Raw genomic sequence first — 9,948 nt, 5'->3', positions numbered from 1 at the left:
TCCCGGGACAGCACACCTAGGTGGCCATCACGATCGACAGTCGGCCAGTGCGCCGTTGTGCTACGCATGAGCCGACCGAAGGGGTGCCGGGTGGGACATCGCGGGCCGGGCCGAGAACCGTCAGACGAGGTCATCTCGATGCCGGTGCCTACGGCGTAGCGGAGCACCGTGTCGGCGTCCCGAATCAGCCGTTACGGGCCATCGCCTCATGGATCCAGCCCGCGTAGGCGGGCGCGCTGCTGTAGAGCCCCGGGCCCTCGCTGCAGCGCACGCCTGGGGCGCCGGGGCCCGAGGTGACGCCGACGAGTTCCCAGCGCCCCTTCCGGTCCCGCTGGAGCTGGGGGCCGCCCGAGTCGCCGTTACATGCCATGGCCTTGGGCACCTGGCTGATCGTGCACAGGCGGGTACTGTCCGCGTAGCCCGGCGCGCACTCCGAGACCGCACCCCTGCGCGTGTCGAGTTCCTGGAGCCGGTTCGAGAAGACCCATTGGGTGGGGTCGGGTGCGTCCTCGATGGTGCCGAAGCCCAAGAGCCGGGTCGGGGTGCCGGGCCGCCCCGGCTTGTCGGCGATGCGGATGGGCTTCTCGGCGACCGGGCGGTTCAGGCGGATCAGAGCGACGTCGTTGCGGTTGGGTCCGGCCCCCTCGCCATTCCTGTAACCCGGGTGGGACACTGTCTTCGCGGCGGACCGGACCGTGCCCCCGGACTGCATCCACTCACTGCCGATCCGGACGGTGCCGTCCAGGGTGACGAGCGTCGGGTCCACGCAGTGGGCAGCTGTGAGCACCCACTTCGCGCCGATCAACGATCCCCCACAGACACCCTTCAAAGTGGGGTCTTCCACACCCGTCACCGGGATCGACACCATGGACGGGTAACGCTGCGTGGAATCCTCCCCGTTGACGATGGCTTCGGCGCTGCCGGCCATCATGGCGGCGTACGCCGCGCCCGCCAGGACCACCGCGGTGGTGCGCGCCACCGTGCGGCGCGACGACTTCAAGGTGAACACTGGTTCTCCGATCGGACGAGCATGTGCGACATGCCCAGCCTCCGCGATCAAGGGCAACCTATCCATCGGGTCAGTGGGCCTGTTCGAGGTCCGGCCAGCGGGCCCCTGCGGGGTAGGGCTACCCCCAGATGGCCGTGGAACCATGGCCAGACAGCAACATCCTGCTGGAGTGCCAGCGGCGCGACAGACCGCCGAATGCCGTGACGGCGTCTCTGGCAGGTTCACTCGTTGTGCTCGGTCACGAAGGACCGAGACTCATGGGCGGGCGTCCGGTCATGCCTCGGCGCTCGGACGACGAGCGCTGCTCTACAGGTTGTGCGTCACCTCGAAGCCCGAGCCGTAGACGTCGGCGGGGTCGACGGAGTCGCGGGCGCGCAGGTCGGCGAGGATGTTGGCCGAGCTGGTGTACACGTAGGGAGGAACGCCGAGGATGATGCCCTTGGTTATTCCCGCCCAGGGGCCTTCCGCCTTGAAGCCGTTGGCCTCGGAGGGGTACGGCGTACCGGGTACATGCCAGATGGCCGGGCCACCTGAGTCGCCGCCCTTGTGCTTGGCGTGCGACTGGTAGACGCCGCTGCTGTTGTTGGTGATCCGCCCGTACCAGACTCCCAGTTGTCCGGACACCACGAGTTCGTTGTTGTTGAACAGGGCGGCACCGAGGAGCCGCTCGTCGTCGCCGACAGGCGTCAGAGCGTTCGGGCTGGCCTCTCCGCCGGGGACCTCCAGTTCGTCGGTCTGCTTCAGATGCGGCCCCTGCGACGAGAGTGCGACCCCGTCGACCAGTTCGATGATCATGTAGTCCTTGGTCAGGTGCCCGGTCATCGAACCCTCGGGGTCCTTGAAGTACCGCACGTACCCGATCGGGCCGGCGGCGATGTCCTGACGGTGGTAGACGGGGGCGATGTCCTCGTGGATCTCACGGTCCGCGTAGCGCGGGTCATTGAGGCAGTGCCCCGCGGAAATGGCGATCTTCCGCCCGTAGTCGTCCTGGCCGACCGCGCCCAGGGTGCAGAAGGCGTCCGGCGTGGAGGGGGTGAAGGCGATTTGCATCCCGTTGTACACACGCTTGCCGGAGACGCGGTCCTCCGGCGCGGTACCGGCGGCGGAGGCGGCAGAGGTCGTGCCGGCGGCGACTGTCCCGGCGAGTGCCAGGGTCACGGTGAGTGTGCCGAGTCGTCTGAGCATGGGTGGTTCCTGTCCGTCGGGGTGACTGTTGCAAGGGCTACTGCACCGTGCGGTACGCCGGTGAGGCCGTCCGGGGAGGCAGAACGCCTCAGGGGGCTGTGTCCTGTTCCAGAGCCCGGGAACAGCGCGTCTCGGTCCACCGGCGCAGCAGTGGAACGATGACGGCCGCGCGGCACCGCTACACCGATCCCCAGCACTACCAGCCCCCTCCCACCGATGAACGAACAGCCGTCAGGCCCTCCGGCCAAGTTGCGGCCGCACGCGCTCCGACGACGTCCGTGTTCGCAAGGTTGGCCGCATACCTCCCGCAAATCGGCCGGACAGGAACTCTTGCCACCTCGGCGCCCGCACCTCTACACAGCAAGACGCGGGCGGTAATCACCTCGGAGTGTGGAGATCTCGGTGCCGCTATGGCGGCGCCGAGGCAGACGTACCCGTGTTTGTCGTACAACTCCTTGCGCGAGCGCTGCACGGCAACCCTTGGCGCGCGCTCAAGACAGCCGCTTCCTGCTCTGCCTGCTGTCAGTCCGCCGGGCGCAGACGGTCCAGCTCGTCCCCGATCGCCTTACGCAGCGGTTCGTGCTGCGGACCGAGTGAGTACTGCCTGTCGGTCCACCTGTCGCGGGGATAGAGCCATACCGGCATGCGCACCAAGTCGGTCGGCTCCCACTCGAACCGGGGCCATACGTGCGCATGCAGGAACCCGTCGGTGTTGCCCAGGATCTCCAGATTGACCCGCCGGAAGGCCGCATCCATCCGACGGGATACTCGTTCGACTGCTTCTCCGAGTTGGTCCATGTCGGACAGGAAGGCCAGCCGCTTGTCCCTGGGCAGGTCCGACAGTCTTTCCACGTTGGGATCGTCCACCAGGAGCACCGAGTAGCCCGGGAGGAACTGCACATCACCGATCGCTGCGAACCCCGCGTTCAAGCGCCGCAGAACTGCCGGGTTCTCGCCTCGCAGGGCGCTCCCGATCCGATCCATCCGCCACTCATCAACCATGGCCAGAACCTGACTCGAAGGCGGTGCTCCGCACTTCTGCGGTGCCGCGACTGCCTCGAAGTGCGGACCCGCCGCGCCGGTTCCACACCGACGTCGTCCGCCGCACCTGGAGCAGGCCGAGCGGCACCGGCGCCGCCGTCGGCAGCCCTACCCCGAGCCGGAGCACGCGCACGGCGTGAGCCGGTTCCAGCTGGAGTGCAGCGGGGCGGCACTCCAGTCGGAACGGGCGCACGAAGGACGTCAGGGCCTCCGAGGTGGCCGCGCTTGTGCGGGCCTTCGTCGACGCGTCCCTTGCCACGCAGGAAGGCCGGCCTCCCTCCCGGCACGACCACGGACGTGGGGGTGACCATCGCGCGGAGGTGTCGTTGAATCCGACATCGTGTGCATGCCGCCCGCTCCCTTCCTCCCTCCGGGGATACGCGAGCGAGCCCGGACCACATCGGTCCTGTGCCGAGGCTCCATAGTTGTCATCGGCGGAACCGAACAGGTCGGCAGCAGAAGGGCCGGGCGGAAGCAGCCTGGCTGTCACCTGGGAAGCAGGCTGATCGGCACAGACGGCCGGTGCCTGTTTTGGTCCTTCACCTCGTGGCCCGCCGCCGACACCTCGGGCAGGCGCCCGTACCCACATAGCGCGCCGCGACCGGTCGCGAGATCGCGCATGCGCCGTCTCTGCGGGGGTGGCTCGGCCGCAAGTGCATCACCAGGGCACCTCTCCCTCGTCGTCGAAGAAGCGGCCGGTCGGACCGCCGTCCGCAACAGTGGCCAGCCGAATCGCGGCGGCCGCGCCTTGTTCAGGGGTGCGCACTCCCTGGAAGCCGTTGAGGTCGGTTGCCGTGAAGCCGGGGCAGACGGCGTTGATCAGGATGTGCGTGTCGGACAGTTCCTTGGCGTACTGCACGGTGACGGCGTTGAGGAACGTCTTCGACGGCGCGTAGGCGATGGAGATCGGGCCCGTCTCGGCACCTGGCGTGGTCTGGAGCGTGAGGGAGCCGACGCTGCTGGAGACGTTCACGATCCGCGGTGACGACGAGCGGCGCAGCAGCGGCAGCAGGGCGTTGGTGACGCGGATGACGCCGATCACGTTGGTCTCCACGGCCGCCCGTACCCGGTTCACGTCGACCGTGGTGGGCTCCTGTGGTCCGCCGCCGGTGATCCCCGCATTGTTGACGAGCACGTCGAGCCGCCCGGCCCGCTCCTGCATCAGCCGGGCCGCCGCTGTCACGCTCGCGTCGTCGGTCACGTCCAGCGGGACGCCGAAGGCATCGGCCCCGGCCGCGCGCAGCTTGTCCACGGCGGCCTCGCGCCGCTCCTCGTTCCGCGCGCCGACCCCGACGGACCAGCCGAGGGCGCCCAGCCCGGCCGCGATCTCGTACCCGATGCCTTTGTTCGCCCCGGTCACCAGCGCGACCTTGTGGTGGTTCACGGTGTTCATCTCACTCATGACATCGATACTTCTCCCCCGCCAGGCGGAGCGTCCAAGACCGACTGGGTGGACGGCGATACCGCCCGGGTATCGCTCCTGGCCGGCCCGGTTAGGCTGGCGGGGTGGAGACACGTGAATTGCGGTACTTCGTCGCGGTCGCCGAAGAGTTGCACTTCGGCCGGGCAGCGCAGCGGCTCGGGATCTCCCAGCCCCCGCTGTCGCGGGCGATCGGCGGGCTCGAACGGCGCCTGGGCACCGTCCTGCTGGAGCGCGGCAGCCGGGGCGTCACCCTGACCGGGGCGGGCGCGGTGCTGCTGCGGGAGGCCCGGGCGGCGCTGGACGCCGTCGAGGCCGCCGAACGACGCACTCGTCGGGCGGCACTTGCCGCGACCGGTTCCCCCGCCGTGGTCCTGGCCGCGAAGGCCGGCGCCTCCGGTGAACTGCTGGCGAAACTCCTCGACGCCTACGCCGCCGAGCGCGACGCTGTCGCCGTGGACGTCGTGTTGTGCGGGCCGGGCGAGCAGGCACAGGTGCTGCGCAACGGACGGGCCGACGTGGCCCTGCTGCATCGGCCATTCGACGACACGGCCGGCTTCGACACCGAGGACCTGCACACCGAGGGCCAGGTCGCGATCCTTCCGGCGGGCCACCCTCTCAGCGCCCGCCCCCATGTGCGGCTCGCCGAGGTCGCCGATCTTCCCGGTCTGCCCCTGCCTCGCTGGCCACGCCCCGACGGCACCTTCCCGGACGGTCCCGGACCGAAGGTGCGTGACCATACGCAGCTCACCCAACTCATCGCCCTCGGCCGCGCCTGCGCGGTGATCCCCGAGTCGGGTCGTATCGGCCTGGGTGAGGGCCTCGCCGCCGTACCGGTCCCCGACGCCCCCGACGTCACCACGGTCATCGCCTGGCCCCCACACAGCCGCTCGACGGCGGTCGCGGGGCTGGTCCGCGCCGCCACCGCCCTGTGACCGACGGCGGTCAAGGCCGGCACAGCATGCTGAAGTCGCGGGCAGGCGCGGCCGACCCCGGCGCCGTCCGGACGGGGTGCTCGGCGACCGCGGCCACAGCCACAGCCACAGCCACTACCGCCGCATGGCCCGGATCTCGGCGTGAAGCCGCTTATCGTCCGCCTGGGTACCGACCACGGATCCGGCCTGGGCACCCAACGCCGGGGCGTGGAACCCGCGTTCGCCCATCTGCACTGGTTCCGCTCCCTGCGGATCCGCTGGGAGATACGCGCGACATCCACGAAGCCTTCCTCGGCCCCGGATGCGCACTCATCTGCCGACGACGCCTGAAATCATCGAGACAGGAGTTTCAGGACCGTTCCCATGGCTGGAACCATGGGTCGGGCCACGCTTCCGCTGCCGCGAGCAAGGGGTAGAGGGTTGCGCCGTCGATGCTCTCCCGGATGACGTCGGCATGGCCTCCGTGCCGTGCGGTCTCCTCGATCAGGTGGAGCAGGACCCAGCGGACCGACCACTCCCCGACCTCTTCGGGAAACCACGGAACACCGCGCGGCACCGGAACGGCCTGCCCGAGGTCCCCGACACCGGCGATCACCGCGTCAGTCCGCTCGGCCGCCTCGGCGTATGCGGCCAGAACGTCGGCCAGGGTCTCGTCCGGGGCGAGTCGGAATTCGTCGGCGTCCGACTCGTCCGGCTTTCGCTGGGGCCCACGCTGCTGCTGAAGGACGAGGTCGGTCCAGAAGTCCTCGCACCGCCCGGCGTGCTTGATCAGCCCGCCGATGCTCAACTCGCTGGCGGAGGCCGCCATGCGGGCCTGGCCGTCGGTCAGACCATGGGCGGTGGCACGCAGCGCGCGCCGCTGATGGGCGAGGTAGGCAGTCAGCGCCGTGCGTTCGTCAGCGACAGGCGGGGCATACCCAGGCATAGCGGACTCTTTCGATGCAAGGAGTTTCAGCAAGTTTCCGCTGGACTCTACTGCCGCCTCTCGCGAGCTGTACACGCTTTTCTGAACTGACTTCACCCCAGGAGCAGACGACAGCGGGCCGACAGCCCTCATCCACAGCCTGCACGATGAAAAGTTTTGCGCCATCTTACGCAAGGCCGGGCGGCACGCTCGAGGACGCCCATGGCGGACGGGAGGTGACCTGCGGCTGTGACCCCGGAGGATCTCGAGCGGCGGCGCACCCTGGCCGACCAGCCGGAGAGGCTCCCCACTGCCAGCCCCGTCATTCGTTCAGGACTTTAAGGAAGGCGCGGAAGGAATACGGGCTATGCGGCCGAATCACACACCCGGTTGAACACATGGAACACGTGCTGTCACCGCTCGACTCCAACCTGTGTTGGGATGTGCGCGGGCTGCGGGCTTGGACCCCCTGCCCAGCGACGGCGCCCGTCGCTTCGCCCTCCAAAGGAGATGACATGCTCTCGATACGTAATCGAGTGCCGGCCGCCTGGCGGTCGGTCCTCATGCTCGCTGCGCTGATCGCCGGCCTGCTCGCCGGCACGGCCCCTCACGCCCGGGCGGCCACGGCGCAGGACCCCTCCGTCACCTCCGTCACCTTCCGAGTGCAAGCCGGCACGGAAGGCGAAACCCTTCTGGTCTCCGGCAGCGCTCCGCAACTGGGTGCTTGGGACCCGGCCAAGGCAGTCCCCTTGGGAACCACCGCGAGCGCCTATCCGCACTGGGCGGCCAGCGTTGAGCTGCCCGTCGGCACCACCGTGCAGTACAAGTACATCAAGCGCTCCCCCACCGGCACGGTGACCTGGGAAAGCACCCCCAACCGCACTCTGACCGTCTCCCCGGACGCGCCGGGCAACCACGACCGCTGGAACGTCAGCCCGGTCACCGCCACCTTCCACGCCACCGCCACCACCAGCTGGGGCCAGAACCTCTACGTCACCGGCAACCTGCCCGACCTCGGCAGCTGGGACCCGGCCAAGGCCCTCCCCCTGACCACCGGCTCCGCCGCCTACCCGCTGTGGTCCGGAGCCCACCAGCTGCCGCCGAACACCCCAGTGCAGTACAAGTACTTCAAGAAGAACCCCGACGGCACCATCACCTGGGAGAGCGGTGACAACCGCACCGTCGTCACCCCGCCCACCGGCGCTCTGACGCTCAACGACACCTGGCGCTGACGCCACGGCACCGGGGCTGAGGGATATGGGACAGATACCCCTCAGCCCCGGCACCCGCCAGTATCCCCGCCCTCGGGCCCGACCACCGCCTCCCCGGGCGGAGCCTCAAACGGGACGCGCGCCGGAAGTCTGCGACGCCACGCGGTGGGCTCTGCGCACCGGGAGGGAGCGCACCCGGCCGCGCATGAAAGTCCGAGCCGCGCAGCCGAACACCGCCGTCCAAGACGCCGTCACCGCAGGCAACCAGGCCCGGCAAGCCCACGCCGACGAGTTCCCCGCCGTCGACGCTCCCAGGCGCGTGATCCCTCGGAACCGCGGTTCCCTGAAGGTCTCTACGCCTTCGAGCGGCCACCTGGACGCGGCTCCTGCCCCAGCAGCAGGAACGCCTGACCACGGTGGTATCAAGCCACTCGAGGCGCCACCCCCGCACCGGCACCGACCGCGACACACGATGGTGGCCCCCGCCAGGGCGGGGGCCGCCATCGTGTCCGGGGCGGGCGCCGCCGGCCACCCGGGGCGGGCTCGTCGGTCCCCGCAGGGGTGCGCCAAGGGGCCCGGGCAGACAGCCGTACCCCTGGTCACCGTGCGGTGATCGTCCGTGCGAATGCATGGACGGTGTCGCGGCTGAGGGTGATGTGCCGCTCGGCTGTGGGAACCGCTTCGTCGGCGTGGCGTGCGGCGAGGGTGAGCAGGTGGCGAGCCCGGTCTTGGACGACGGCGACGGCGATGCCCTCCTTGTCGGCGCCTGTGGAAATAGACAGTGCCGCTGGACCGGCCGGACCGGGCGCCTATCTCGTTGACAGTGGTGGCCGCGTGGCCCTGTTCAGCGAAGAGCTGGACCGTCGCGCGCAGCAGTCTTTTGCAGGGTGCCTTCGCTCGTTCCCGCAACCTCCCGTCCGCCCTCGCTCGATTCTTCCGCCGGTCACGAATGCAATGCGCCAGCGTACGCCTGGAGCAAATAAGGCCACACGCGGGTGGCAATACGCATTGGAAAGCGAGCTGCGACAGGGTGGCGATTGCGCGCACGGTACGCCCTGGATGTCGCGCAGCCTGCACATGACGCATCAACTGGCATGCTTCAAAACATAGTTGACGGTACGAATGAGCGCCCCGCCTGCCATGGCCCCGCACCCCTATACGCCCGGATCCCGGAGCAGTCGAGTCACTGAAAAGAGTTATTGCTCGATTTGCCGGAGCGAAATAACGTAGCCGTGACTATCTCTCCTTTTCTTGCAGGTAGTCGGAAATGCCGTATGCCGTGCATGCCAACGCATAGGAGGCCCCTGTGATCACCCCGGCGCACGATCTGCTCGACTGGACACCCGACGCCATCGTCTTCGACTGTGACGGCACTCTGATGGACAGCGAACGCCACTGGCAGGAAGCTCGCAACCGGGCCTTCCGGGAGTACGGGCTCCAGCCACCGCCCGGGTTCGCGGTCCAGGCCATGGGCCTGCACTACGAGGACTGTGGCCGGCTGATGGCGCGGTCGGTGCACAAGCCCGAACTGGCGGAAGGTCTGACGGCCGCGCTCCTCGACCACTTCCTGGCACTCGTCACCGACGAGCCGGTGACGATGCCGGGCGCGATCCAGTTCGTCCGACTGCTCTCCGGCAAGCTACCGCTGGCCGTGGCCAGCAACTGCCCGAGAGTGGTGGTGGAAGGCAGCCTGACACGGGCCGGACTGCTCGGGCACTTCCAGCACATCGTCGTCCCGGACACCGGGGACGGCGTCCGCCCCAAACCGCACCCGGACGTCTACGCTGTGGCGGCCCGGCTCTGCGGTGTCCGCCCGCACCGGGCACTGGCCGTCGAAGACTCCCTGACCGGTGTGGAAGCGGCCCGCCGCGCCGGACTGCGGGTCCTGGGCGTCGGCCCCCGACCGCAGAACGAAGGCGCCACTCAGGCCGACCTGTGGTTACCAACCCTCCTCGCTCCCGAACTGCTCAGCTGGGCCCACTCCTACGGCAACCCAAGGTCGGTGCCCGAACCGTAGGCAGTGTCTTTCCCGGGCATTGCGCCATCGGCACGGGCCCGGCTCACGACATAGTCCAGCAGGCACTCCAGCGCGCGCACCGATGGCTTCGCGCACACCCCCACGGCCACCGCCCCGTCGCCTCTCGCGCCGGCCGGGGGAAGTACGGTCCGCAGCCGGGGCCGCAGAGGCCGCGGGGGTGAGGGCTCCGGCCGGGGCGTTCAGTGGGCCAAGGCGTGAGGCAACG

At 69.3% G+C, this 9,948-nt stretch carries 9 protein-coding genes; 3 read left to right on the top strand and 6 right to left on the bottom strand.

The window, feature by feature from the left end:
- Positions 1-184: 184 nt before the first annotated feature.
- The 4 genes from CCN42_RS29165 to CCN42_RS29150 all read right to left on the bottom strand — a co-directional run bounded on the left by CCN42_RS29165 (position 185) and on the right by CCN42_RS29150 (position 4,637).
- Positions 185-1,075 (bottom strand): S1 family peptidase, encoded by an 891-nt coding sequence (locus CCN42_RS29165; RefSeq protein ID WP_086740090.1) that lies wholly within the window; start codon positions 1,073-1,075, stop codon positions 185-187.
- A gap of 240 nt (positions 1,076-1,315) precedes the next feature.
- Positions 1,316-2,194, bottom strand: coding sequence for a hypothetical protein (locus tag CCN42_RS29160; RefSeq protein WP_169731547.1), 879 nt, complete (start codon positions 2,192-2,194; stop codon positions 1,316-1,318).
- A 522-nt stretch (positions 2,195-2,716) separates the two neighbouring features.
- Entirely contained in the window at positions 2,717-3,196 is a 480-nt protein-coding gene (locus tag CCN42_RS29155) for an HIT family protein (protein ID WP_086740088.1), read from the bottom strand.
- A 697-nt stretch (positions 3,197-3,893) separates the two neighbouring features.
- Positions 3,894-4,637, bottom strand: a complete 744-nt coding sequence (locus CCN42_RS29150; RefSeq protein ID WP_086740087.1) for an SDR family oxidoreductase — start codon at positions 4,635-4,637, stop codon at positions 3,894-3,896.
- A 104-nt stretch (positions 4,638-4,741) separates the two neighbouring features.
- Between CCN42_RS29150 and CCN42_RS29145 the strand changes: the two genes are divergently transcribed.
- Positions 4,742-5,590 carry a LysR family transcriptional regulator gene (locus CCN42_RS29145; protein ID WP_086740085.1) on the top strand — a complete coding sequence of 283 codons (849 nt, stop codon included), beginning with the start codon at positions 4,742-4,744 and terminating at the stop codon, positions 5,588-5,590.
- A 349-nt stretch (positions 5,591-5,939) separates the two neighbouring features.
- On the opposite strand, the gene CCN42_RS29140 is transcribed toward CCN42_RS29145, so the two are convergent.
- Positions 5,940-6,548, bottom strand: coding sequence for a DinB family protein (locus CCN42_RS29140; RefSeq protein ID WP_245877519.1), 609 nt, complete (start codon positions 6,546-6,548; stop codon positions 5,940-5,942).
- Between the two features lie 461 nt (positions 6,549-7,009).
- On the opposite strand from CCN42_RS29140, the gene CCN42_RS43860 reads away from it, so the two are divergent.
- Positions 7,010-7,726 carry a CBM20 domain-containing protein gene (locus CCN42_RS43860; protein WP_158102143.1) on the top strand — a complete coding sequence of 239 codons (717 nt, stop codon included), beginning with the start codon at positions 7,010-7,012 and terminating at the stop codon, positions 7,724-7,726.
- A gap of 105 nt (positions 7,727-7,831) precedes the next feature.
- Here the strand turns inward: CCN42_RS43860 and CCN42_RS44890 are convergent, their stop codons facing one another.
- Positions 7,832-8,791, bottom strand: a complete 960-nt coding sequence (locus tag CCN42_RS44890) for a helix-turn-helix domain-containing protein (RefSeq protein ID WP_245877518.1) — start codon at positions 8,789-8,791, stop codon at positions 7,832-7,834.
- Positions 8,792-9,011: 220 nt separating this feature from the next.
- Here CCN42_RS44890 and CCN42_RS29125 point away from each other — a divergent pair, with 220 nt between their 5' ends.
- The gene (locus tag CCN42_RS29125) at positions 9,012-9,722 is read left to right on the top strand and encodes an HAD family hydrolase (RefSeq protein WP_086740080.1); all 711 of its coding nucleotides are present in this window, start codon (positions 9,012-9,014) and stop codon (positions 9,720-9,722) included.
- Positions 9,723-9,948: the final 226 nt, after the last annotated feature.

Source organism: Streptomyces glaucescens (genome assembly GCF_002154375.1).
Lineage (GTDB): Bacteria > Actinomycetota > Actinomycetes > Streptomycetales > Streptomycetaceae > Streptomyces > Streptomyces glaucescens.
Note: the sequence above shows the minus strand (reverse complement) of the source record. Positions and strands in the feature narration are given on the sequence as shown.